The sequence below is a fragment of the Deefgea salmonis genome (assembly GCF_020531905.1).
GTDB lineage: Bacteria > Pseudomonadota > Gammaproteobacteria > Burkholderiales > Chitinibacteraceae > Deefgea > Deefgea salmonis.
The window spans coordinates 262,061-286,973 of the sequence record NZ_JAJAWG010000002.1 but is presented as its reverse complement, the minus strand read 5'-3'; the positions used below and the strand labels follow the sequence as shown (position 1 = coordinate 286,973).

The 24,913-nt window shown below is 51.9% G+C and carries 24 protein-coding genes and 5 tRNA genes; 17 read left to right on the top strand and 12 right to left on the bottom strand.

The genetic code is table 11. From position 1 onward, the window contains the following. Positions 1 to 8: 8 nt before the first annotated feature. Positions 9 to 1,334, top strand: a complete 1,326-nt coding sequence (gene rlmD, locus LG219_RS05015; RefSeq protein ID WP_226763437.1) for a 23S rRNA (uracil(1939)-C(5))-methyltransferase RlmD — start codon at positions 9 to 11, stop codon at positions 1,332 to 1,334. Between the two features lie 297 nt (positions 1,335 to 1,631). Here the strand turns inward: rlmD and LG219_RS05010 are convergent, their stop codons facing one another. After that, a complete protein-coding gene (locus tag LG219_RS05010; protein WP_226763436.1) occupies positions 1,632 to 2,555 on the bottom strand; it encodes an Asd/ArgC dimerization domain-containing protein in 924 nt (307 codons plus the stop codon). Positions 2,556 to 3,007: 452 nt separating this feature from the next. On the opposite strand from LG219_RS05010, the gene LG219_RS05005 reads away from it, so the two are divergent. The 6 genes from LG219_RS05005 to aroA all read left to right on the top strand — a co-directional run bounded on the left by LG219_RS05005 (position 3,008) and on the right by aroA (position 7,883). Next, positions 3,008 to 3,256, top strand: coding sequence for a hypothetical protein (locus LG219_RS05005; protein WP_226763435.1), 249 nt, complete (start codon positions 3,008 to 3,010; stop codon positions 3,254 to 3,256). Between the two features lie 68 nt (positions 3,257 to 3,324). Then, positions 3,325 to 3,702, top strand: coding sequence for a hypothetical protein (locus LG219_RS05000; RefSeq protein WP_226763434.1), 378 nt, complete (start codon positions 3,325 to 3,327; stop codon positions 3,700 to 3,702). A 299-nt stretch (positions 3,703 to 4,001) separates the two neighbouring features. Further along, entirely contained in the window at positions 4,002 to 4,922 is a 921-nt protein-coding gene (locus LG219_RS04995; protein ID WP_226763433.1) for a branched-chain amino acid transaminase, read from the top strand. Between the two features lie 85 nt (positions 4,923 to 5,007). Beyond that, a complete protein-coding gene (locus LG219_RS04990) occupies positions 5,008 to 5,205 on the top strand; it encodes a zinc-finger domain-containing protein (protein WP_226763432.1) in 198 nt (65 codons plus the stop codon). A 235-nt stretch (positions 5,206 to 5,440) separates the two neighbouring features. After that, positions 5,441 to 6,448: a lipopolysaccharide heptosyltransferase II gene (waaF, locus tag LG219_RS04985; protein ID WP_250647185.1), complete on the top strand. Its 1,008-nt coding sequence runs from the start codon at positions 5,441 to 5,443 to the stop codon at positions 6,446 to 6,448. A gap of 145 nt (positions 6,449 to 6,593) precedes the next feature. Next, a complete protein-coding gene (gene aroA / locus LG219_RS04980; RefSeq protein WP_226763675.1) occupies positions 6,594 to 7,883 on the top strand; it encodes a 3-phosphoshikimate 1-carboxyvinyltransferase in 1,290 nt (429 codons plus the stop codon). Between the two features lie 115 nt (positions 7,884 to 7,998). Here the strand turns inward: aroA and msrB are convergent, their stop codons facing one another. Then, complete coding sequence (msrB, locus tag LG219_RS04975; protein WP_226763431.1) at positions 7,999 to 8,391, bottom strand: peptide-methionine (R)-S-oxide reductase MsrB; 393 nt, start codon at positions 8,389 to 8,391, stop codon at positions 7,999 to 8,001. A gap of 79 nt (positions 8,392 to 8,470) precedes the next feature. Between msrB and LG219_RS04970 the strand changes: the two genes are divergently transcribed. Next, positions 8,471 to 8,794, top strand: a complete 324-nt coding sequence (locus tag LG219_RS04970) for a hypothetical protein (RefSeq protein ID WP_226763430.1) — start codon at positions 8,471 to 8,473, stop codon at positions 8,792 to 8,794. Between the two features lie 79 nt (positions 8,795 to 8,873). Here LG219_RS04970 and LG219_RS04965 read toward each other — a convergent pair whose 3' ends face one another. Next, positions 8,874 to 9,662 (bottom strand): ChaN family lipoprotein, encoded by a 789-nt coding sequence (locus LG219_RS04965; protein ID WP_226763429.1) that lies wholly within the window; start codon positions 9,660 to 9,662, stop codon positions 8,874 to 8,876. 180 nt (positions 9,663 to 9,842) lie between these two features. Between LG219_RS04965 and LG219_RS04960 the strand changes: the two genes are divergently transcribed. From LG219_RS04960 to LG219_RS04930, 8 genes are all read left to right on the top strand, one after another. Further along, entirely contained in the window at positions 9,843 to 11,993 is a 2,151-nt protein-coding gene (locus LG219_RS04960; RefSeq protein WP_226763428.1) for a TonB-dependent hemoglobin/transferrin/lactoferrin family receptor, read from the top strand. 113 nt (positions 11,994 to 12,106) lie between these two features. Continuing rightward, positions 12,107 to 13,153 (top strand): hemin-degrading factor, encoded by a 1,047-nt coding sequence (locus tag LG219_RS04955; RefSeq protein WP_226763427.1) that lies wholly within the window; start codon positions 12,107 to 12,109, stop codon positions 13,151 to 13,153. 93 nt (positions 13,154 to 13,246) lie between these two features. Further along, on the top strand, positions 13,247 to 14,092 hold the full coding sequence (locus LG219_RS04950) for a heme/hemin ABC transporter substrate-binding protein (protein WP_226763426.1): 846 nt from the start codon (positions 13,247 to 13,249) through the stop codon (positions 14,090 to 14,092). Beyond that, positions 14,092 to 15,099 carry a FecCD family ABC transporter permease gene (locus LG219_RS04945; RefSeq protein ID WP_226763425.1) on the top strand — a complete coding sequence of 336 codons (1,008 nt, stop codon included), beginning with the start codon at positions 14,092 to 14,094 and terminating at the stop codon, positions 15,097 to 15,099. Before LG219_RS04950 ends, LG219_RS04945 begins: the two co-directional genes overlap by 1 nt. A gap of 8 nt (positions 15,100 to 15,107) precedes the next feature. Continuing rightward, positions 15,108 to 15,896, top strand: a complete 789-nt coding sequence (locus tag LG219_RS04940) for a heme ABC transporter ATP-binding protein (RefSeq protein ID WP_226763424.1) — start codon at positions 15,108 to 15,110, stop codon at positions 15,894 to 15,896. Positions 15,897 to 16,123: 227 nt separating this feature from the next. Beyond that, positions 16,124 to 17,389 (top strand): heme anaerobic degradation radical SAM methyltransferase ChuW/HutW, encoded by a 1,266-nt coding sequence (gene hutW / locus LG219_RS04935; protein WP_308444071.1) that lies wholly within the window; start codon positions 16,124 to 16,126, stop codon positions 17,387 to 17,389. 17 nt (positions 17,390 to 17,406) lie between these two features. Then, a complete protein-coding gene (gene hutX, locus LG219_RS15510; RefSeq protein WP_308444069.1) occupies positions 17,407 to 17,931 on the top strand; it encodes a heme utilization cystosolic carrier protein HutX in 525 nt (174 codons plus the stop codon). Continuing rightward, positions 17,928 to 18,572, top strand: coding sequence for an NAD(P)H-binding protein (locus LG219_RS04930; RefSeq protein ID WP_226763423.1), 645 nt, complete (start codon positions 17,928 to 17,930; stop codon positions 18,570 to 18,572). The genes hutX and LG219_RS04930 overlap by 4 nt, the downstream gene beginning before the upstream one ends. Before the next feature lie 91 nt (positions 18,573 to 18,663). Here LG219_RS04930 and LG219_RS04925 read toward each other — a convergent pair whose 3' ends face one another. The 9 genes from LG219_RS04925 to LG219_RS04885 all read right to left on the bottom strand — a co-directional run bounded on the left by LG219_RS04925 (position 18,664) and on the right by LG219_RS04885 (position 23,388). Next, positions 18,664 to 18,987, bottom strand: a complete 324-nt coding sequence (locus LG219_RS04925) for a hypothetical protein (protein WP_226763422.1) — start codon at positions 18,985 to 18,987, stop codon at positions 18,664 to 18,666. Between the two features lie 298 nt (positions 18,988 to 19,285). Beyond that, a tRNA-Glu gene (locus LG219_RS04920) sits at positions 19,286 to 19,360 on the bottom strand. A gap of 26 nt (positions 19,361 to 19,386) precedes the next feature. Beyond that, positions 19,387 to 19,463: transfer RNA gene (locus tag LG219_RS04915), tRNA-Arg, on the bottom strand. A gap of 39 nt (positions 19,464 to 19,502) precedes the next feature. Continuing rightward, positions 19,503 to 19,578: transfer RNA gene (locus tag LG219_RS04910), tRNA-Glu, on the bottom strand. 21 nt (positions 19,579 to 19,599) lie between these two features. Next, positions 19,600 to 19,676: transfer RNA gene (locus LG219_RS04905), tRNA-Arg, on the bottom strand. Between the two features lie 20 nt (positions 19,677 to 19,696). Then, positions 19,697 to 19,788, bottom strand: a tRNA-Ser gene (locus LG219_RS04900). Positions 19,789 to 19,967: 179 nt separating this feature from the next. Next, the gene (locus LG219_RS04895) at positions 19,968 to 21,194 is read right to left on the bottom strand and encodes an aspartate kinase (protein ID WP_226763421.1); all 1,227 of its coding nucleotides are present in this window, start codon (positions 21,192 to 21,194) and stop codon (positions 19,968 to 19,970) included. Between the two features lie 330 nt (positions 21,195 to 21,524). Next, positions 21,525 to 22,595, bottom strand: coding sequence for an alanine racemase (gene alr / locus LG219_RS04890; protein ID WP_226763420.1), 1,071 nt, complete (start codon positions 22,593 to 22,595; stop codon positions 21,525 to 21,527). A 184-nt stretch (positions 22,596 to 22,779) separates the two neighbouring features. Then, on the bottom strand, positions 22,780 to 23,388 hold the full coding sequence (locus LG219_RS04885; RefSeq protein WP_226763419.1) for a DedA family protein: 609 nt from the start codon (positions 23,386 to 23,388) through the stop codon (positions 22,780 to 22,782). Between the two features lie 150 nt (positions 23,389 to 23,538). Here LG219_RS04885 and lplT point away from each other — a divergent pair, with 150 nt between their 5' ends. After that, complete coding sequence (lplT, locus tag LG219_RS04880; protein WP_226763418.1) at positions 23,539 to 24,828, top strand: lysophospholipid transporter LplT; 1,290 nt, start codon at positions 23,539 to 23,541, stop codon at positions 24,826 to 24,828. The last annotated feature ends 85 nt before the right edge of the window (positions 24,829 to 24,913 follow it).

Genomic DNA, 24,913 nt, shown 5'->3' with positions numbered 1-24,913 from the left:
AGTTTGTCATGAATCCATCTGCACCCCAAACCCACCCCATTGCCACGGTTGAATCGTTAGACCATGAAGGCCATGGCGTCGCACGCTATCAAGGCAAAACCATTTTTATTGACGGTGGTTTACCTTTTGAAACGATTTCATTTCTGAGTTATCGCAAAAAACCCAGCTTTGAAAACGCCCATGCGGTGACTATTCATAATGACAGCTTTATGCGCGTCAAGCCCAAATGCCCACACTTTGGCGTTTGCGGTGGGTGTTCGATGCAACACATGGAATTTGGCGCACAAGTGGCCAGTAAACAACGCATTCTGGAAGACAATCTGCGGCGCATTGGCAAGGTTCGCGCCGAAACCATGCTGCCCGCCATTTATGGCCAAGCCTGGGCTTATCGCTCGCGCGGTCGACTCTCAGCGCGCTATGTCGCCAAAAAAGAACAAGTCTTGGTTGGCTTTCACGAGCGCCGCTCTGGCTTTATCGCCGATATGAGCGAGTGCCATGTGTTACCCCAATCCATGTCGGATCAACTATTGCCGCTGCGTGAATTAATCAGCGCGCTATCGATTGCCCACGACATGCCGCAAATCGAGCTGGCCGTCGGCGAGAATGTCACCGTCCTCGTGTTTCGCATCATGACGGAGATTAACGACGCGGATTTGGCCTTATTCAAAGCCTATGCCGATCGCTGGCAAGTGCAAATCTGGCTGCAACCGCAAGGCCCCGATTCGGCCTACCCGCTCTACCCGCTCGATGCGCCCGCACTGACCTATTCGCTGCCTGAATTTGGCATCGAAATGCCATTCAAACCGACTGAATTTACCCAAGTCAATTATGAAATCAATCGCGTGATGGTGGCGCGCGCGATGAATTTACTCGATCCGCAACCGGGTGAAATCATTGCCGATATGTTCTGTGGTTTGGGCAATTTCACGCTACCGATTGCGCGCAGCGGTGCCAAAGTGTTGGGTATGGAAGGCAGTAAGCAATTGGTCGAGCGTGCGCTTGAAGGCGCGATCCACAATCAACTCGATCACCTCACTAGCTATGAAATCGCCAACTTATTTGAAATGACCGAAAAGTGGCTCGATCAACTCGGTCGTTTTGACAAAATGCTGATCGATCCACCACGCGATGGCGCGATGGCTTTGTGCCAATCGATCAGTGTTGAGCACGGCCCAAAACGCATTGTTTATGTCTCATGCAGCCCGGCAACGCTGGCACGCGACGCCGATATTTTGGTCAACACCAAAGGCTACACACTCAAAAGCTGCGGCGTGATTAATATGTTCCCCCATACGGCGCATGTGGAAAGCATTGCTTGGTTTGAAAAAGCATAAGCCCAGCCGCAAGCCCAAATACAGTTCACTTAACGACAAACCCTGAAAACCTGACGCAGAGGCGCAGAGGCGCGGAGGAAAATCAGGGTTTTTCGATTGATTTTCTCTGTACCTTTGCGTCAAAAGCGACAACTGCAATGAAATCGAGGAAAAAAATGCCGCTCACTTGGCCTAAGTGAACGGCATTAAGCCGCAAGCCCAATATTTAAGCCATAAAAAATGCCGTTCAATCGCAAGATGAACGGCATTTTTTCGGCGCTGAGCCACTATTTATTCATGTCGACCAACACAACAGCCTTACAGCAAAGCCAATAGCAACACTGCAGCGCGCGCTGGCAAGCGGGCATTATCGGCCACCAACCACATTTGTACTGAACGACCATCAGCCGCCACTTGCAATTGATTGAGCCACACTTTATCGCCACCTATCGCGTCTTGCGGCGTCGCAATCCCGGCGGCGCCATCGGCTTTCAGATAATACAGCGCTGGCGACGCTTGGATTGCCGCCTCGATTTGCTCGAGCGTCACCTCATCGTGCATCAACACATTCAAACTCACCGCGTGGCCAAAAAACACCGGTACACGGCTCACCGTAATGCAATTGAGCGGCGTACCCACGGCCGTCAACTCTGCGGCGATGCGCAGCTCTTCGCCGCAATCGGCGGTCGGCAATAAATTAAACGCCAAACGTTTAGGATAACCGGCGAGCTCAACTTCTTGCTGCGCAAACAATTGCCGCGTTTGCATCGACAATGCTTCAATCGCCGCTTGGCCATCTTCGGACACCGACAACATCGCCGTTGCGCCAGCAAAATCAATCGCCCCCAACGCATGCAATGCCGCCAATGGCGCAGAAATCATCGACGTCAATACATGCGGTAAACCCACGATTTGGCCGCGTTGCGGCTTACCGGATTGACTGCCCGTGGCCCCGGTTAAATCAATCACCGCAGCACCGGCATCGCACGCTGCTTGAGCGTAACGTTTGGCCAATTCCGGCGCGCCAACAAACACCACTGCGTCGGCTTTTTTCCAGTCAAAACTGGCAACGTCAATCATCGGCAGGCTTTGATGACGCAACTCAACCGAGACAGCTTCTTCGTCATCCGACAAAGGATACAGTGCGGTCAAAGCCAATGGCATTTCACCCAATACATCTAAAAATGCTTGAGATGCAGGGGTATCAGCCCCAACAAGAGCAACTGCAATAGCTTCAGACATAGACCCACTCCAAGTATCAAAAAAACAACCGCCACATATCAATCAGAGTATGGGCGGTGAAGGCCGCATTTTACTCGGTCTGGCCCGATAAAACGAGTAAAGATCACCGAGGGTCGGTTGACGTTTGGTTTTCCGCTGCTGCTTACGCGATTTTCGCGGCGAATCAAGGCGTAGTCAGCGCCACATTGTCATTCTAAGCCAGCTTGCGGCAACGTACGATGTGCCGCAAAAAGTGCGAAGCGCTGTCAAAAATTTTGCCGCTGGCTTGGCTTATTCGCTAAGCTCTTACCCGTATTGACCTAGCCCAAGCTGGCAATCGCTGACAAAATAAGCTAAACCCAAAAGGTAATTCAGCACCGAAAACTAGCCAGCACCAGCAATACGCAAGTCAAGCCTTCCAATTAGGTATCTAGCTCTAAACACCACAAATAAACGCATAGCGAGGTATACCCATGAAATTTTCTACTAAAAAATACGGACTCCTCGGTTTGGGATTCCTGCTTGTTGCCGGTTTGGCCAGCGCCAGCGCGACAACCGAGCCCACCCAACTGGCCAAAGACCATCATGGCTGCGTGGGTGAAGAAGGCTATTCGTGGTGCGTAAAACAACAACAATGCGTTCGCCCCAGCAAAGTGCTCATCGACAATGACCTCGAACTCACGGCAGAAAACTTCCATAGTTTTTGCGAAAACAATCGCTAAACTTCACCGCAATCGGCATGCGTATGCAACGCATGCCTTTTTTTCGCCGCCAATAAGAATCCCACACCATGCCTAAACCACTGCTGATCGTCCTGCTGTTAGCTTGCGCCCCTCTTTACGCACACAGCGATACCCCACTGCAAGCCGAACACGGCGGCACGGTCAAAGAATCTGCTGCTGGCCATCAACTGGAACTCAGTTACCGCCCGGATACGCTCACCTTGTATCTCAAAGATCACGACGGCCGCCCGCTTAAAACCAGTGGTGCCAACGCGGAAGTGATTTTGCAAACCAAGCAACAACAACGCCGCGTGACACTCACCCCCAGCGGCAGTAATCAACTCAGTAGCCAAGGCGACTTTGCCGCGCTATCGGGCAGCGTGGCGATTATTCAATACACCCTCGCCGGGCAAAAATTAGAACAAGCGCGGCTAACGCTACAATAAACCCGAATCCAGCGTAGTGCTTGCCGACCGTGGCCCGACCGTGGCCCCCCGCGCGGCAAGCACTTTGGCCGATGCGCCGATATAGTTTGGATTTTCCTGCCGCCCCAAACCTTGCGGCCGCCACGGTATGAATTCAAATCGGGCCTGTTGCCAGCGCCAAAAATCGGGGTTTAAATCCTAAATCTTACGCAGGCCCCAGCAGCGTGTAACTCTGTGTACGGCGCTACGCAGAATCCCCTATTTTTCAGTTACAATCACCGTCTTTATTAGAAACCCAGAACTTAGGCAGGAGAGCATCGATGTCAATGGCAGATCGCGACGGCGTTATTTGGTATGACGGCAAAATGGTACCTTGGCGCGAAGCCACGACCCATGTGCTGACCCACACTTTGCATTACGGCATGGGCGTTTTTGAAGGCGTTCGCGCTTACGAAACCAGTACCGGCCCTGCGATCTTCCGCCTGCAAGATCACACCAATCGCCTATTTAATTCGGCCAAAATTCTGAATATGACTTTGCCGTTCACCCGCGAAGAAATTAACGCCGCGCACATCGCGGTAATTAAAGAAAACGGTTTAAAATCAGGCTATATGCGCCCAATGGCGTTTTACGGTTCAGAAAAACTCGGCATCGCGCCACCGAAAAAAGACGTGCACATCATCGTTGCCGCTTGGCCTTGGGGTGCGTATTTGGGTGAAGAAGGTTTGGCCAAAGGCATTCGCGTAAAAACCTCGAGCTTTTCGCGCCACCACGTCAACGTCACGATGTGCAAAGCCAAAGCCAACGGCAATTATATGAATTCGATCATGGCGCACGATGAAGCTGCGGCCGATGGTTACGACGAAGCGCTACTACTGGACGTGGATGGTTTTGTCGCTGAAGGCTCGGGCGAAAATATTTTCGTCGTTCGCAATGGCAAGCTGTACACGCCTGACTTGACCTCGTGCTTGGACGGGATTACCCGCAATACGATTTTCCAAATCGCCTCTGAGATGGGCGTCCAAGTGATCGAAAAACGCATCACCCGCGATGAAGTGTATATCTGTGACGAAGCGTTCTTTACCGGCACCGCCGCCGAAGTCACGCCGATTCGCGAGCTCGACAACCGCACAATCGGTTGCGGTAGCCGTGGCCCGATGACGACTGAAATCCAAAAGCGGTATTTTGATATCGTTCAAGGCCGTGACAGCCATCATGCAGATTGGCTCACTGCCTGCTAATGCACGTCGGGTGAGTCCAAGGCGTAACTCGACGGTCGTGGTTACGCTGCGCGACACCTAACAACAACATCATTCGGAGTACCCCATGAGCGTTAAAGAATCGCAAACAGACATCGAAGTATTGGCCAAAGACTTGCCACTGCATTGCCCAATGCCAGACATGAGCAGCTGGAATTCGCATCCTCGGGTGTTTCTTGATGTCAGCAAAACCGGTGCCGCCCAATGCCCATACTGTGGCACGACGTATCGCCTTAAAGCTGGCGAAATCATTAAGGGTCATTGATATACCCGCCTGTTTGGCGAAACTCACGGTAGCAGAACAGGCCACAGGCAGCGCTAAAGTGAACTCTCAATACGCGCTTCACGCCGCCTGCTAACGCCCAATACAGTCGCTCGCCAATAGCATTGTCATCCAGCGGCGTCATGCGCCGCTTTTGTCGTTGATCCGGCGTAAAATAGGGCTTTGCCACGCGGTGACGACCCGCGTTAACACCGCGCAGTCATTAGGAAATTTAATTTTGAAACGAATTCTCATCGTCGCTCCCGCTTGGGTGGGCGATGCCATTATGGCGCAACCCCTGTATGCCCGAATCAAAGCGCGCCACCCTGATGCGCTAATCGACGTGCTCGCGCCCGCATGGACGCGACCGCTGCATGCGCGGATGGCCGAAATTAACGATTTGATCGACGCGCCATTTACCCACGGCGAACTCAAATTGCGTGAACGCTGGGCGCTAGCCCGGCAAATCAAAGCGCGTGGCTACCAGCAAGTGATTGTGCTGCCGAACTCACTCAAGTCGGCCTTAGTGCCGTTTTTGGCTGGCATCCCTCAGCGCACCGGTTGGTTGGGTGAAATGCGCTATGGCTTACTCAATGATGCGCGCGAGCTAGACCCGATTTTGCTGCCGCAAATGGCGCAGCGCTTTTACGCTCTGGGTGCCGATGCCGGCGTGCCGCTCACTGAAGCCATGCCGTTTCCGGTGCTCACCATCAACACCGATGCGCGCGATGCCACGGTACGTAAACTCGGTTTAAGTCTGGACACGCCGATCGTGGCGATATGCCCCGGCGCAGAATACGGCCCGGCCAAACGCTGGCCTGCCATCCACGCCGCAGCATTGGCCAATCGATTGATCGCCGAAGGCCAGCAAGTTTGGCTATTGGGGTCGAATAAAGACCAAGAAATTTGCAGCGAAATTCGCCAGCTCGCGCCGCAAGTGCTCGATTTAGCCGGCAAAACCAGTCTGGCCGAAGCGATTGATTTAATGTCGCTCGCCAGTAGTGTGGTGTGTAATGACTCGGGTTTAATGCATGTGGCCGCGGCATTACAGCGCCCTTTAGTGGCCGTGTTTGGTTCGAGCTCACCGAGTTTTACCCCGCCGCTGGCGATTAAAGCCAAGATTGTGACTCTTGATTTAGAATGCAGCCCCTGCTTTGCCCGCGTTTGCCCGCTGGGGCATATGAACTGCCTCAATCAACTGGACGCTGATCTGGTGTATACCGCACTCAATAAATTGACCGCATAGTTTGCACCACCGCTTGCCAACGCCGCGATGGATACCAGCTGCGTTGGCAAGCCAATCAGCATCGATCATTCATTTGCAATCACTGCTCAGCTTTGCATCGATCGCAGCGCTGCCCACACACCGTGTTACTTTTTAGGAAACCATGATGGAATTTCTGGATCTTGCCCCGATTGCGGGCGTGAATGGCAGCGTTGCCCTGCCCGGCTCAAAAAGCATTTCAAATCGTACCTTATTACTGGCGGCATTGTGCCAAGGCAGCACCCGTGTTTTGGGTTTACTCGCTTCGGACGACACCGAACGCATGCTCGAAGCCCTTACGGCGCTTGGCATCCAGATCGAGCAAATCGGCAACAGCCGTGATTTTATCGTCCATGGCTGTGGCGGTGAATTCCCGGTTAAACAAGCCGATTTATTCCTTGGTAACGCGGGCACGGCGTTTCGCCCATTGACTGCGGCGCTGGCCTTTGCGGGCGGCGATTACCGTCTTTCTGGCGTGCCACGCATGCACGAGCGCCCGATTGGTGACTTGGTAACCGGCTTACAGCAAGCGGGCTGCAATATCGAATATTTGGGCAACGAAGGCTTCCCGCCACTACAAATTCGCCCGGGCAGCATCACTAGCAACCGCATTGCCGTGAAGGGTAATGTCTCCAGCCAGTTTCTGACTGGGCTGTTGATGGCGATACCCCTCACCCAACGCGATATGACGATTGATGTGATCGGTGAATTGATCTCTAAACCCTATATCGAAATCACACTGAATTTAATGGCCAAATTTGGCCTAAAAGTCGAGCGTAAAAGCTGGAACGAATTTTTCATCCCCGGCGGCCAAAGTTACACCAGCCCCGGCGAAATCCACGTTGAAGGCGACGCATCCAGCGCGTCTTACTTCCTCGCAGCCGGTGCCATCGGTGGCGGCGTGGTGCGCGTGGAAGGCGTGGGTTCAACCAGCATTCAAGGCGATAAACGTTTTGCCGATACCTTGGCAGAAATGGGCGCTGTGATTACTTGGGGCCCCAATTGGATTGAAGCGGCACCACCAGCGAGCGGCCAGCTCACCGCAATTGACGTTGATCTCAACCACATCCCTGACGCGGCGATGACCATTGCCATTGCCGCGCTCTACGCCAAAGGCACCACCACCATCCGCAACATCGAAAGCTGGCGCGTGAAAGAAACCGACCGCCTTTCGGCCATGGCGACTGAGCTGCGTAAAGTCGGTGCCACCGTGGTTGAAGGCCAAGATTGGATCTCGGTAACGCCACCTGAAGCGCTCACCGCCAACGCCGAAATCGACACCTACGACGATCACCGCATGGCGATGTGCTTCTCACTGGTGGCGATCAAAGGCGTACCGGTCCGCATTAACGACCCCAAATGCACCGCCAAAACCTTCCCAACGTATTTTGAAGAATTGGCACGGATTTCGGATTAAACACCCAAATTCGAAATGCAAAAGCCGCACTATGAGTGCGGCTTTTTTGATGGCTACATTGATGTATTGCCATCTAGACTATGAATTTAAAGGGCCACAATCAAATACATACCCTCTATTTGGCCTCAAAATCCAGCGCTACTGAATTAATACAATAGCGCTCGCCACTAGGTGCTGGGCCGTCGGGGAAGACGTGGCCTAAGTGCGCGTCGCATTGTGTGCAGCGCACTTCAATCCGCTCCATGCCGTGGCTGCGATCGACAATGCGTGTGACGCCGGATTCGTCGGCCGCCAACGAGAAACTCGGCCAGCCGCAGCCAGCGTCAAATTGATCGGCAGCATCAAACAACAGCGCACCACAGCAGATGCAGTGATATTGCCCTGCGGCACGGTTTTTTTCGTATTGGCCGCTAAATGGGCGCTCGGTGCCGCTTTGCCGCGTGACGTAATACGCTGCAGGGCTGAGCTGAGCCTGCCACTGCTCATCGGTTTTGCTGACTTTTTCCATTCAAACCTCCTTAGATCATCTACAGCCTACGGTGAAAATGCTAACATCAAACTTAAATGTTTCTTATGAGCCTACCATTATGTTTTATGCCCGTCGAAATGCCCAAGGTGAAATCATCACTCTTTCAGTCGAAGCATCAGCAGAAAACCAAGAAAAGCTCGAGAGCAATCACCCTGATGTGGTCAATTTTTTGGTTAAATCGGATGAAATATTTTATTCGCTCGACACCGATTTAATTCGCGTGATCGAAGATTTGGTCGATGTGTTGATTGATAAAAATGTACTGCGACTGACCGATTTACCGCTACCAGCACAAACCAAATTACTCTCGCGTAAAAAAGTGCGGAACACCTTAAAAAATTCACTGAATATTTTAGTCGACAACGACGATGGCTTAATCTAAACCGCGCACCTGCAACGCCGAGGCGCTAGGCAAAAAAAAGGACGCGAACCGGTCGCGCCCTGAGTAAAAAAAACCGTATTTACGACGGTTTTAATTGCAATGTCGCGCAAGGATCTGGGCGCGGGGTTGCAGCAATGATGTGGACTTCATCAAAATCATGGTCTTGTTCTGACTCAACAAATCCCACCGAATACGCTTGCGGCAACCATTGGCCTACGCCAATATCACGGCGGGTATGTCCGTTACCGGCAATCAGCACAACGCCTTGCGACAGATACGGTGTCATCACTTGCGCCATTAAACGATCTCTAGCGATTTGTGCGCGCGCCATGGGTTCTTCCATCGCCAGCGGTAATTTTCCACAATGTCCTGCTTGCACCGCTTGGCGCTGTCCAGCTAAAACGGCAGGCGCAATATCCGCGTTTAAATCCATTCCCGCCAAACTAACTAAACTCGCTTGCGGATTTTTCATCAAGATCGCTGCGTCTTGGCGCGATAAATTCGCCGCCAGCAAGGGCAAATCATATTGCAAAGCCAGCTGAATTACCGGCCGATATAAAGGCCAATCCCAGCGCGTGCCACCGGCTTTTTTAATTAGAAAATCGACGTCTTTGGGGCGCTTGGCGCGCGCTTGATCCATGTCGGCTTGCCGCTCAACGTCAAATTGCTCCATCGCAATCGCCGGTCGCCAGCCGGCTTTTATTTGGGCTTTTAACCATGCATAGCGTTGTTGATGGCCCAGCGCATTGTCGTGGACTTCACCCAATAAAACCACGGGGTGCTTAGGCGGCGCTGCTGGGGTCAAAGTGGCGGGCGACTGACAGGCTGCCAGTAAGCTAAGTAATAACAGTGGATAGATTCGTTTCATTCGCAGATTGTGGCCATGGGAGGGGGACGTCAATTTTAGTGGCAAACAATATAACTTGCAAATGAGAATTAATATCATTACCATGTGCGGCACGTTATTGATAACGATTCCTATTCATATTTAAATCGGCCCTGTTACTGACTTGCTTTTGCACTGCAAGTGGCCGCTGAAGGACAAAAAATGAAAGCCACGGTTTTGACTTTGACGCTACTTTCTGCCGCGATGCAACACGCGTTTGCCGCAGCAGAGCCGGTATTTCCGGCGCTTGATCCAATCGTGGTGATTGGCACCCGTACCGAAAAAGAGCTCAGCGCGTTGCCACCATCGATCACGACGACGAGCAGAGCGGTGCTCGATGACGAGATGATTGACGATTTTCGTGATTTTTCGCGCGCCGAACCGGGCGTGAATATTCGGCAAAATGGCCGTTATGGTTTGTCCAGCGTCAGTATCCGCGGCTTAGACAGTAACCGCGTCTTGATGATGGTCGATGGCATTCGCCTACCGGATGCCTTCTCTTTTGGCTCTTACCTTAATAGTGGCCGCGACCAAGTCGATTTTTCGCAACTTTCGGCAATTGAAGTTTTACGTGGCCCAGCGTCAACGTTGTATGGCTCCGATGCCTTAGGCGGCGTGGTCGGGATGCGCACCACCAATCCTGCCGATTTATTACAAGGCCGAGGCGATGTCGCCGGCCAAGTAAAAGCCGATTACGCCAGCGCCGACCAAAGCTACGGCGCGCAAGCGGCGGTGGCGTTTGCCATGGGTGAAAATACTTTAGGTTTAGTGCAAGTGGCGGGTCGCCGTGGCCATGAATTGGCCACCATGGGTACGGTCGATACGCAAAAATATGGCCGCACCACCGCCAATCCACAAGATACCGAACAACGCAGCGCCTTAGTCAAATTGCAGCATTATCTCGATGGCGGCCACAAGCTGGGCTTGACCGCCGAGATGAATCAAAAAAGCGTCGACACCACGATGTATACCGATATTGGCGCGCCGATGATGAGCTCGGTGAAATCGAGCCGTGCCGAGGACGAACAAACGCGCCGCCGCATTTCACTGGATTATCAATACACCGCGCCCGATCAAAATGGCTGGATCGATGGCGCGCAAGCGATGGTTTATCGCCAAGATATGGCCACCACGCAAAAATCATTCCAAGTTCGCCAACAAGGCAAAGTGCTCACGCCCAACTGGAGCCGCACTTCAACGTATGACCAAGACACCGTCGGCATCAATGGTCTGGTTGAAAAGAAAATCGCCGGTGCCATCGCCCAGCATTGGACGCTGGGCGCGGAATGGTTCCAAAGCGATTTAACTGAATTACGCGACGGCACGCCAAGCTCGAGCACGCTCAATGTGCGCGATGTCCCCAAAACCAAAACCACGCAATGGGGTATTTACGCGCAAAACGAGCTGAGCTTTGCTGGCGGCCAATTCACCCTCACGCCGGGTTTACGTTTTGATCATTACCAACTCAAGCCCGACGTTGATACGCAATTTAGTTCTGGCGGCGGGCAAGCGGTGGCGCTGACTGATTCGGCGCTGTCCCCCAAGCTAGCCGCCGCGTGGCAAGTCAATGACATGAGCACTTTATTTGCCCAATACAGCGCGGGTTTTCGTGCGCCCAATGCGATGGAATTAAACGGCAGCTATATCTCACCAATGGGCTACGCCGCCATTGCCAATCCGAACCTCAAACCTGAAACCAGTCACGGCATTGAGCTGGGCGGCCGCTTTGGCAATTCAGCACTCGGCGGCAGCATCGCCGCGTTTAATAATCAGTACGACAACTTTATTGAGCAAGTCAGCGTCACTTGCCCGGGCAATGCCTTGTGCGTGCCAGGTACCAACACCACCTACCAAAACCAAAACATCAGCCAAGCGCGGATTTATGGTGCTGAAGTCAGAATGAACTGGCAAATCGGCCAAGGTTGGCATACATGGGCTAACGCCGCTTGGGCGGTCGGCTTAAATCAAACCAATGATAGACCGCTCGGCAGTGTCGCCCCGCTTAAAGCCGTTACTGGCTTGGGCTACCAACACGCGCAATGGGGCGGGCAAATCTTATTCACCGCAGTAAAAGGCCAAGACAAAGTCGCCGGCGAAGCCGATTTTAAAGCGCCCGGCTATGGCTTGGTCGATTTAATCGCATGGTGGACGCCGCGCAAAGATCTCAAAATCACCGGCGGCGTCTTCAACTTAGGTGATCGCAAATATTGGATTGATAGCGATGTGCGTAGCCTAGCGAGCTCAAGCGCCAATATGGATCGGCTCACTCAACCCGGTCGCAATCTGCGCCTGAGCGTCGATTGGAAATTCTAAACCACAACAATCAATGGCTCGGTCGCTCAAAAGCCACCGAGCGCCAAGGCGACGCGGCAAGCTTACCGCCCTGCCCTCGCCATTTCACCGTAGCAAAACCACAAGGACACCCCATGAACGCGATGACTTATTCCGAACGCGCCGCCACATTGCAAACCGCCGATCAAGCTTTACGCCAAACCGAACCCAAACTGCGTATCCGTGATCGGGCGCTACGCCTGCAAGTGAGTGAAGCTGAGCTGGTGGCCGCCGAATGCGGCGTAAAGGCCACCCCACTCAAAGGCACAGCCCAAGCCATTTTCCGCGACTTAGCCCCTTTGGGCGAAGTGATGGTATTGAGCCGTAATGAATGGTGCGTGCACGAGCGTCATGGCGAATACGAACAAATCGAAGCCGAAAAAGCCATCGGCATGGTGCTGGGCGCGGATTTAGATTTACGGATGTTTTTTAATGCTTGGCAAAGCCATTTTGCGGTGCAAGAAGGCGAGCGCCTCAGCCTGCAATTTTTTGATGGCGCCGGGGTTGCCGTGCATAAAATCTTTATGACCGCCAACAGCAATATCGCAGCTTACCAAGCTTTGGTCGCAAAATTCACCGATGCAGCACCAGCTTGGCCCGAGATCGCCGCCTACCCTATCGACGCGATGCCGCGTGATGCCGCCGATCCAGCGGCGCTGCGTGCCGCATGGTTGGCATTGACCGACACGCATGGATTTTTTCCGATGCTACGCAAAAACCAAGTCAGCCGTTTAGGTGCTTTACGTGCAGCGGGTGCTGATTTAGCCCAAGCGGTAGCGATTGATGCCGTTGAAACCATGCTGCAACAAGCGGCCGATTCAGAGTTGGCGATTATGTGTTTTGTTGGCAATCGCGGCATGGTGCAGATTCACTCTGGCCCAGTCAAAAAACTGCTGCGCACCGGCCCTTGGTTCAATATTTTGGATGAGAAATTTAATCTACACCTCAATACCACCGCCATTGCTTCGTGCTGGATCGTCAATAAACCCACCGTCGATGGTTGGGTTACTTCGCTTGAGGTGTATAGCGAAAGCGAAGAATTAATCGTGCAGTTCTTTGGTGTGCGAAAACCGGGCGTGCCGGAGCTGGCGGCTTGGCGCACCTTGCTAGAAAACTTATGCCACACGCCTTTGGCGCAATAAATTGCTGTACTGAACTTGGGTTTGAGCTGCCACGTTATGGCAAGCCAAACCCAGCGAGCTTGAGTCCATAACTCGTTTACTGCTGGATATATCATGCGTATTTATTATTCTTTGACCTCCCTTTTGCTGCTCTTTTTTATTGCTAGTTTCAGCGCACTTGCTCTAGCTAAACCACCCCGCGTGGTGAGTTTAGGTGGCCCGCTGACTGAAATTATTTACGCACTGAACGCCGAGCAGCATCTGGTCGCCGTCGATCAATCCAGTGTGTATCCAGCAGCAGCCAATCAACTACCGAAAGTTGGCTATTACCGGCAGTTTTCGCTTGAAGGCGTATTGGCCAGCAAGGCCGATATCGTGTTGGCGACCGATCAAGCCGGTCCACCACAAGCCTTAGCCCAGCTACGCAAGATGGGCATCAAAGTGATTATTTTGCCCGGCCAAGCCAATCTTTCAGCATTATCGCAACGCATTCGCGGGGTCGCTGCGGCGCTTAATCTACCGCAACAAGGCGAGCAATTGGCCAATAAAATCAGCCAAGAAGTCAAAGCATTGCAGCCTACTACCAGCACAATCACCAGTACCAGCAGCGCGTTAATGCTGATGAGTCGCAGTGGCGAGCCAGAAGGCGCCGGTAAAAACACCAGCGCCGACGCGATGATGCAATTGGCCGGTTTACACAATGTGCTAGCGCAGCAACAAGGCTATAAGCCATTGTCACGCGAAGGCATGGCGGCGCTGCGCCCCGACGTGATTATCACCACCACCAGCACTTTAAGCAGCATGGGTGGGATGGCCGGTTTATTGGCGCGCCCCGGCTTGGCGCAATCGCCTGCGGCCAAAAATAAACGCGTGATTGTGATGGATGATTTATTACTGCTTGGCTTTGGCCCGCGCCTGCCAGAAGCGTTACGTCAACTCATTAACGCGGCGAAATATTAATGTGCTGTCGACTTCAGTTTGCCCATTCAATTAACTGGCTGTTGGGCGTCGGCGTATTGCTCGCCCTGCTCATCTTTACCGCTAGCCACGGTACGGTGCAAATTCCCCTCAATGCCATCCCGAGTTTGTTGTTCAGCACGGCGCAAAAATTGAACGATGAGCAGCAGTTTTGGCGCGATGTTTTGCTCGAAATCCGTTTGCCACGCGTGCTGTTTGCCGCTTTAGCCGGCGGCGTTTTGGCGCTCGCGGGGGCGACAATGCAAGCGCTGTTTCGCAATCCATTGGCTGAACCGGGACTAATAGGTATATCGTCCGGCGCTTCTCTGGGTGCGGTCTGTGCGATTGTACTGGGGGGGGGTAGTTTTGCGATTTTAGCGCCTGCGGCTTTTCTAGGCAGTATTTTAGCCACCGCTTTGGCGTATCACCTTGGTCGGCGTTACGCCGGCATGGCCGGTTTATTACTCGCGGGTATTGCGATTAACGCCATTTGTGGCAGCTTGATGGGGCTATTTACTTATCTGGCCGACGACAATCAATTGCGTAGCCTGACTTTTTGGAATATGGGCAGTTTAGCGGGTGCCAGCTGGCAACGATTGGCGATGCTTGCGCCCTTTTTATTGCTAATTTCAATCTGGATTATGCGCTATTGGCGCGCCATGAATGCGCTACTGCTCGGTGAGCGCGAAGCCTTGCATTTGGGTTTTGCGATTAAAGGCTTACGCCGCAAATTGATTGTGTTAGTGGCGCTATTAATTGGCCCTTTAGTCGCCGCCACCGGTGGCATTGGTTTTGTCGGTTTAGTGGTGCCGCATTGCGCGCGCATGCTGTTGGGTGCCGATCATCGGCGCTTATTACCGGCTTCATTTTTACTCGGTGCCATCGCTTTAGTGCTCGCCGACTATATCGCCCGCATCGCCGTGGCACCGGCCGAGCTCCCCATTGGCGTCGTCACTAGCTTGATTGGCGGGCCGTTTTTTCTTTGGCTATTACTTAGCCGCAAGTCTTAAGCTGATTTATGTTAACTCTCGATCAAGTTTCTTTTGCACGCTGCCATCGGCCGATTTTAAATCAGGTGTCACTGGCAATTCCTGCCGGCGAATTCACCGCGATTCTGGGCGCCAATGGCGCAGGCAAATCCACACTGCTGTCCTTACTTTCAGGCGAGCTGACGCCCCAGCACGGCCATGTGCGCTGGGCCGGGCAAGATGTCCGTGAGTTCGACAGCCAGCAATTGGCGCGCGTTCGTGCCGTTTTGCCACAAAATCCTGGGCTGGGGTTTAATTTATCGGTCGATGAAGTGATTGCCATGGGCGCGTATCCGTTTGCCGAATTGTCGCCCAGTGCGGTGGCCGAGGTGGCGCATGCGGCGCAGCAATGGGCTGATGTTAGCCACCTCACTGGGCGGCGCTACCCAACTTTATCCGGTGGCGAGCAGCAGCGCGTGCAATTTGCCCGCATCTTGGTGCAAGCCTTGGCAGCGCAACAAGTGGGGGAATATCGCTGTGTATTGCTGGACGAGCCAACGTCGAGTTTAGATCCATTGCATCAACATGGCCTCTTGGCTGCGGCGCAAAAACTCACCCGTGAGGCCGGTATTGCCGTGGTTGCGGTATTACATGATGTGAATTTGGCCGCACGCTACTGTAGCCGTATTGCCATGCTGGCCAAGGGCGACATTATTGCCAGCGGTATACCCCAAGATGTTTTAACCCCTGAACATTTACAGCAAACGTATCAACTCGCCGCCACCGTGATCGCCCATCCGCAAGACCCACAGCGGCCTTTGGTGTTATTTGACGGTTAAGCTAACCTATCGCCACCCCACTAAGGACGGCGTGACGCCTCGTTGAGGCGGAACATCCTGCGCGTTGGATCGCCAAACCCAGCGTAATAAACAAGTAGCGCCAGACCACAATCACACCCCAGTTGATCGCCATTGTTCAGCCTCGATCGGATTTGAATTGATTTAAATCAAAAAATTTAACCCAATTCAAATGATAATGAATATCATTAATATTTAAACCCTAGACCATGAAGCCATTCACCTGCAACAACGATGTATTACCCGACGCTTTTACAGAGCGCAAAGCACTGATGCCGATGTGGGGCGCCAATCCGATTCCTGCTGAGCAATGGCCGCAGATGCAAGCCACGCTAACGCAAGCGGCCATTAGCGACGGCGCTTTGGCTTATTTTCATATCCCATTTTGTGCCAATCATTGTGTGTTCTGCGGTTTTTATCGCAATGCATGGCAAGAAAAACACGGCACGCCCTATGTCGATCGCTTGATTGCCGAGCTCGCTCAAGACGCCAGCACTCGCCCTACTGGCGGCAGTATTCAAGCGCTGTATTTTGGCGGCGGCACGCCAACGGCACTCTCTGCCAACGATTTAACGCGACTATTGAGCGCCGCTCGCCAGTATTTGCCACTGACCGATGATTGCGAAATCACCATCGAAGGGCGGATTTCGCATTTTGATCGCGACAAAGTCGACGCTTGCCTCGCGGCGGGCGCCAATCGGATCTCGATTGGCGTGCAAAGTTTTGATAGCCAACTGCGCCGCCGTTTAGGCCGCCACCATAGCGGTGAAGCGGCTGCCGATTATTTGCGCGCTTTATGCCAAGACTGTGATGCCGTGATTGTGGCCGATTTAATGCTTGGCCTACCGGGCCAAGATGATGAGAAATGGACGCACGATTTGGATGTGGCATTGTCATTAGGGCTTTCAGGACTGGATATTTATGCGTTTAATGCTTTTCCGTCTTTGCCGATCAATCGCATGATAGCAAAAGGCGCGCTCAAGCCTTTGCCTGATTTGGCCACACAAGCGCGTCAATACGCCTACGCCGTGCATAAAATGCAAGCGGCTGGTTGGGTGCAAGTGAGTAATAGTCATTTTGCCAATCCGCAAAAAAACGAGCGCAACCGCTACAACAGCGCGATTAAAACCGGTCACGACTGCCTCGCCTTTGGCTCGGGCGCGGGTGGCTGCCACTCGGGTTTGAGCTATCAAGTGCAGGGCGAATTAACTGCCTATTTGGCCAGCACCAGCAAACCTTTGAGCTATATCGCCGGCGTGAGCGATAAAAAACGCATTTTCGGCCAGATTCAGGGCGAACTTGATCGTGGCGTGTTGTCACTCGAACGACTCGCCGCCTACCCCGCTGCACTAGAAAAAATCAATGAATGGCAAGTCGCAGGCTTACTCAATATCGATGGTCAACACGCCGCACTGAGTATTGCTGGCCGATTCTGGTCACCAACACTCACCCGCGAACTTGCTGTATTACTTTAATGCTGTCTGGAGCCACCATGAACCCCACTTTAAATGCCGAACAAATCACCGCCCTACAAAGCCGCCTGGCTAAAAACCCAGGGATTGTTTTAGAGCAATTGGCCGATAGCCTCGCGTGCCCGCTACAAACCGTGATCGAATGCCTGCCTAACACCCTGTGGCAAAAAATGGCTGGCAGCCAGTTTGTCCCGCTATTGGACATGATGCATGCTTGGCAAAGCAGCGTGACGGTGATCAGTAATAGCAATGATGCGATTTTAGAATTTACCGGCCCACTCCCCTACGGCGAAGTCAGTCACGGTTTTTATAACTGGAAAAACAGCATCGGTTTACACGGCCATTTACGCTTTAGCCAATGCAGCGCCATCTATTGGATTGAGCGGCCATTTATGAATAAGCCAACCGCTTGCCTTATTTTTTGCAATTTAAATGGCGACCCAATGTTTAAAATCTTTGTTGGTCGTAATGAAGCTGGTGAGTTGCGCCAAGATCAACTCGATGCATTACGCCAATTTGCCGCGCAATATTGTAAATTAGCATGAAACAACACGATCTATTAATTTTGGGTGGCGCGGCCAATACTGGCTGGCATTTAGTGCAACACGCCCGCCGCCAAGGCTTGCGCGTTGCCTGCATGGTGCGCGCTGGTCGCGATACCCAAGCACTGGCTGCTGCCGGCGTGACCATTTTGCACGGCGATGCGTTTAATTTGAATGACTGCCAAAATGCCATTGCAGCGGCGGCGGCGCCTTTATTAATTAGTCTACTTGGCGGCAAGAATGCTGAAGGCCGCCGTGTTGACGAGATTGGCAATATCAATGCCATTCATGCCGCGCAGCAAGCCAGTCATGCATGTCGATTTGTGTTGCTGACGTCTTTGGGCTGCGATGAACAATGGTCACGTTTATCACCAGCAGCGCAAGCAGCATTGGGCGAAGCGCTGCAAGCGAAAACCCGCGCCGAACAGCATTTACGTCGCAGCCAGCTAGATTGGCTGATTGTTCGTCCCGGCGGGCTCACGCATCAAGCAGCCACTGGCCACTATGTGATTGAGGACGAAACAACAGCAGCGCCAGATAGCTGCGATTATTTGCCACGCGCCGACGCGGCGCTGGCATTACTACAACTTGCCTTGTGCTCAGACAACAGCCGGAAAACCATTACTGTGTTAGGAAAAAAATAAACCTAAACGCCAGACGATAAAAAAGGGTGCAGTTCAATCTGCACCCTTTTTTATTCTCCGTTTGAACGCGCTAAATCCGCGATGATGCAACTTACTGCGCGCGCGTGCTGTATTGATAACGGTCATGCACCAAAGGTTCATTTAAATGCGTATCGGTGAGCATAATGCCTTGCTTCGCCGCTCTGGCCTTCACGTCGTTGCGACAGGTCTCATCAATCGGGGCTGAAGCGGCGTAGAGCACTTTGCCACATTCACCGAGCACCGCACTAAATTGGGCGGGATCGATATTCAGTAATGGATTTTGATACTTGGAATCAACTGAATTGGCGTCAAGCTGCGTCGCAGCAGGCTTTTCACCACACGCCATCAAACTCAAACACAGCAAACTTGCCAGCACTAGATTATTTTTTTTCACTGTCTCATCCTTATTCTTGATTTAATCCTAGCCTAATGTACCTGATTTAAACCCAGCTGACAGCGTAGCGAGACTGAATTGGTGGCTAGCGTCGTAAAAAATCGTCACACAGTAAGGTCTGCTTTGCATGCCAATGGCTTTCATGGCTTAAATTGATTCTGACTGGATTGATTTCATTGGCAAAGCGGGGAAAACACGGTGATGACCGGTGCTGGATGACGAAATTCACTGCGCGGCTAAAGTGACAGGCAATAAAAAACGACTTAGCTTGCGCTTAAGTCGTTATTCATTCGAATTTTGGCGTTCCCACGGGGAATCGAACCCCGGCCGCCGCCGTGAAAGGGCAGTGTTCTAACCGCTAAACTATGGGAACTCTGTAGATCTAATGCAGTAAGAAATTGGTGCGCCCGGAGCGATTCGAACGCCCGACCCTCTGGTTCGTAGCCAGATACTCTATCCAACTGAGCTACGGGCGCACTGTATTTCAAACTTTTAAAACTCACCAACTCGACAGTTGGCGTCTCCACGGGGATTCGAACCCCGGTCGCCGCCGTGAAAGGGCAGTGTCCTAGGCCTCTAGACGATGGAGACTTTGTAAAACGCTTTAAGTGTTGGTGCGCCCGGAGCGATTCGAACGCCCGACCCTCTGGTTCGTAGCCAGATACTCTATCCAACTGAGCTACGGGCGCACTGTACAACTTAAAGATCCTGGCGGAGACGGAGGGATTCGAACCCTCGATACAGGTTACCCCGTATGTCGCCTTAGCAGGGCGGTGATTTCAGCCACTCATCCACATCTCCGTTCAGGGAGACCGAATAATATACACACTATCGGCCTCCGTCAACACTTCTAATTGAATATTTCTGATGAAATGTCGATTAACTACGTAAGCTACTGATTTTACAACAAGTGTATTTTTTAGCCTGAAACGACATTTTTAAATGGCGCAGCCAAAAGCAACACTTCAATCAGGCTTAAATTACAGCGTACGGTCTAAACCAAACGCTTTATGCAATACACGAACGGCCAATTCCAAGTATTTCTCGTCTAAAACGACAGAAATTTTGATTTCAGACGTCGAAATCATTTGAATATTGATGCCTTCTTCCGCCAAAGTGCGGAACATCGTTGACGCAACGCCAACGTGCGAGCGCATGCCTACGCCAACAATCGAGACTTTACAAATTTTGTCGTCACCCGAAACCGATTGACCGCCAATATGGCTTTGCACGCCTTCCAGAACCTTAATCGTGCGCGCGAGCTCACCTTTAGGCACCGTGAACGAGAAATCGGTGGTGCCGTCTTGACCAACATTTTGGATAATCATGTCGACATCAATATTGGCATCAGCCACTGGGCCTAAAATTTGGTAAGCGATACCGGGCTTATCAGGAACACCAATAACGTTGACACGGGCTTCGTCGCGATTAAAAGCGATGCCGGAGATGACTGGTTTTTCCACGGTAGAGTCTTCCTCGAAGGTAATCAGCGTGCCCTCGCCTTCTTCTTGGAAGGAAGACAACACGCGCAATTTCACATTATATTTACCAGCAAATTCAACAGAGCGAATTTGCAATACTTTTGAACCCAAGCTGGCCATTTCCAGCATTTCTTCAAAAGTAATCGTTGTTAGCTTTTTGGCCTCTGGCACCACGCGTGGGTCGGTAGTGTAAACCCCATCCACGTCAGTATAGATTTGGCACTCATCGGCTTTTAATGCTGCCGCTAAAGCCACACCGGTGGTGTCTGAGCCACCACGACCCAACGTCGTGATGTTGCCATCAGGATCAACACCTTGAAAGCCAGCAACCACGACCACTTTACCGGCACTTAAATCCGCACGCATATTGGCATCATCAATATGCTGAATACGTGCTTTGGTGTGCGCGCTATCGGTCAAGATTTTCACTTGAGCGCCAGTGTATGAAATCGCATCGATGCCGATGTCTTTCAAAGCCATAACCAGCAAGCCAATGGTGACCTGCTCACCGGTCGAGACGATGACGTCAAGCTCACGCGGATCAGGATTGACTTGCATTTCTTTAGCGAGGCCAATCAAACGATTGGTTTCACCAGACATGGCAGACAGCACGACAACAATATCGTGACCTTGTGCTTTATGTTTGGCGACGCGGCGAGCCACATTTTTAATTCGGTCGGTCGTACCCACCGATGTGCCACCGTATTTCTGGACGATCAATGCCATGATTCAACCTGCAGGGCGGGATTAAAAGAAACAGACTAATTGTAAAGGAAGCCCCCCCGCTTGGGGAGTGGCAATTGAATTGATTTATGAAGAATTTATTTAGACTGAGAATCAACAGCACGAATAAAACAAAAAAAATGATTTAATTACAACACTGCTGATAAAAATAATGCAAAAAAATTAAACACTCGATAGCCGCAATTTTCTATAGCACTTTTAGGCCTGAGCTAATGCATTTAATTGTTTATGCCATCATTGATCGTTCGATATAAAAACGCCCCGGCTTAAGGCGAGTAAAACGCGAACGCCAAATAAGATATCGGCCCGCTTTTATAATGTATAAACAGGAACTCGCGCAGCGATCGCGCACATTAACTCATAACTTAAAGTCCCGGCAGCACAGGCCACCTCATCAATCGGCAAATGCTCACCCCACAGCTCAACCGGACTACCGACATCGAGTTCGGTCCATGGCGTTAAATCAATGCACAGCATATCCATCGACACACGTCCCAATAGACGCGTTGTGTGTCCGGCGACCCACACTGGCGTCCCTGTCGGCGCATGCCGTGGGTAACCATCGGCATAACCACACGCCACAATCCCAATTTTCATCGGCACAGGCGCAATAAAGGTCGCACCATAACCGACCGACTCGCCTGCGGCGACATTTTGCGTGGCAATCACTTCCGAGCACAGCGACATCACCGTTTGTAAACCTAAGCTCGCCGCCGTTTGATCGCTAAACGGCGATGCGCCATACAGCGCCAGACCCGGCCGCACCCACGTGCCATGCGTTTGCGGATACGCAAATATCGCCGCTGAATTGGCCGATGAGGTTGGCAATGCTAACGATTGTGTCGCAGCAATAAAGCGCTGCCACTGGGCATCAATGCCTTTGCTTGGCTCATCAGCGCACGCAAAGTGCGTCATTACCGTCACGCTGGCGACATTTTGGCAACGCGCCAAACGTTCCGCCCAAGCTAGCGCCGATTCGGCTGGAAAACCCAAGCGATTCATGCCGGTATTGAGCTTGAGAAAAACCGCTATCGGCCGACTTAATTGGGCTTGCTCTAACCATTCAATATGCACCGGTAAATGCAGCGCAATGGCTAAATCAAATTCGGCACACGCCGTTAATTCAGCGGCACTAAACACCCCTTCCAACAGCAAAATAGGTTGCTGAACACCGAGACGGCGTAATTCAATCGCCGCGTTGATTTCTAAAATAGCAAAGCCATCAGCATCCGGTAATGCCGCCACCACCCGTTCAACGCCATGCCCGTAGGCATTGGCTTTAATCACCGCAAAAACGCGCGCCGTCGGCGCGCTTTGCTGAATCATTTGATAATTGTGTGCTAAGGCCAGTGAATTAAAGCGAGCTTGGATCGGGCGAGACATATTGGCTTCAATATAGAAATTCAGAAATAACAGAAATAACTACACGTACAAACGTGTTATGGCAAAGCGTCTCAGCGGCAGACCGTACATTGAATACGACAAGGCGCGGTCACGCGGCAGACCGTACATTGAATACGACAAGGCGCGGTCACGCGGCAAAAGACTTCTGCTCCACCACTGAGCATTACTTCGGTTTACGACAATGACGGAAATACCATACCGCGACAATCACCGCGACCAGCGCGACTAACACCATAATCGCCGACTGGCCTCGACCTAGCCATTTAATTAACCATTCATGATTGGACGCACCGTAATACCCCAAGTACACCCAGATCGGAACACTAATCAGCGCGGCTAAACCATCGAGCAGTAAAAAGCGGAAATAAGAAATACGTCCCGACATCCCCGCAGTCAGGTAAATCGGCGTACGTAATCCAGGCAAAAAGCGCGCCACAAACAAGACGCGATTGCCATAGCGCTCAAATTTATCTTGTACCGCAGCATATCGCTCGGGAGTCATCATGCGCGCAAAGTAGCGGTGTTGTAATAAGCGCGCGCCAAAATAACGGCCGGCTAAAAACATACAACTATCACCAATCAATACGCCCAGCATGCCCACAGCAAACATGGTGTGCACATGGGCATAACCCAGCCCCGAAATCACGCCGCCGGCGACCAAAGACACGTCTTCTGGAATGGGTACGCCAAAACCACAGATTAATAACACCGTAAATACAGCCAGATAGCCGTAATCGGTAAAAATCGTAACTAAAAACTGCAGGATATCCATTGCAGCGTCCAAGCTTTTCAATTGTGACGCCTGCGATCATACCACGCAAAACAGCGGACTTTAATCTTACGCCACCGTCAGAGGCGGTAGTTTTGTCATATTTTGTTGATATAAATTCACAATCATCCATCAGCACAGTGCAAGGTTTAAATGATGCAAGCCGGATTTTATAAAATCTTAGCCGCACAGTTTTTCTCCGCCTTGGCCGATAACGCGCTGTTTTTTGCCGCTTTGGCCTTACTCAAATCACAACAAGCCCCTGAATGGCACCTCTCGATGTTGCTGTGGGGTTTTACGGTTTCTTATGTACTCATTGCGCCTTATGCCGGCGCGCTGGCCGACGCCAGACCCAAAAATCAAGTGATGATGATTTGCAATGGCATCAAATTATTCGCTTGCCTACTGATGGGCTTGGGCGCGTCTCCTTTATGGGCTTATGCCTTGGTCGGTTTGGGTGCGGCGGCCTACTCGCCCGCTAAATACGGCTTAATCACCGAAAGCCTAGCGCCAGCGCAATTGGTTGCCGCCAATGGCTGGCTAGAAAGCTCAACCGTATTTGCCATTATTCTTGGTACTTTGCTTGGTGGGTATTTATCTGGATCGTTTGTTAGCCAATGGCTAGCGGGTAATACCCTTGGTCACTACCTCAACGGCATCGAATTTTCTATTCTCATCATCAGCCTGCTCTACAGCATTGCCGCAGCAATTAATGCCGCGATTGCCCGCCCTACTACCGCCCTCAAGCCACTCTACCTTAGCCCTCGTTATCAGATCGCCGTCTTTTACGACTGCCTCTGGCGGCTATGGCGTGATCCGCAAGGACAAGTATCAATGGCTATTACCACTTTATTTTGGGGTGCGGGCGCCACCATGCGCTTGGTGGTGCTCAATTGGGCGCTGTTATGGCTGGCCATTGATTTAGAATCTGCCACTCGCTTAATTGCCGTCGTTGCGGTGGGTATTGCCATTGGCGCCTTATTGGCTGGGCGATACGTGTCATTACCCCATGCTTTTCGCGTCATGCCTGCCGGCCTATTGATGGGGGTATTACTTATTTTTATGTTGTGGGTCAACCAAATTGCTGTCGCTGCGTTATTGCTGCTGCTGATTGGGATTTTATCGGGGTTTTTTGTTGTGCCATTAAATGCGGTTTTGCAACACCGTGGCCAGCAGCTGATGGGAGCTGGACATTCGATTGCAGTGCAAAACTTCAATGAAAATTTGGGCATTTTAATCATGGTCGGTCTGCACGCTTTAATGATTAAATACCTCAGCCTGCCACTGGCACCGAACAGTAGCGCGCTACTGCAAGTACAATACGCCACGCATGGCGTGCCCCCGATGCAAATGATACTAATTAGCTTTGGCCTACTGGTCATCATCACGATGAGCGCGATTATGGTGCATCACCATCGACAAGTATTGACCCATCGTCGTTAGAGTCTGTTAACGTTTGGCTCCCACAGCGGGACGCCAAACAGCAACAGTCCCGCACAAACGGCGCTTTAAACCATTGAATTGAGCG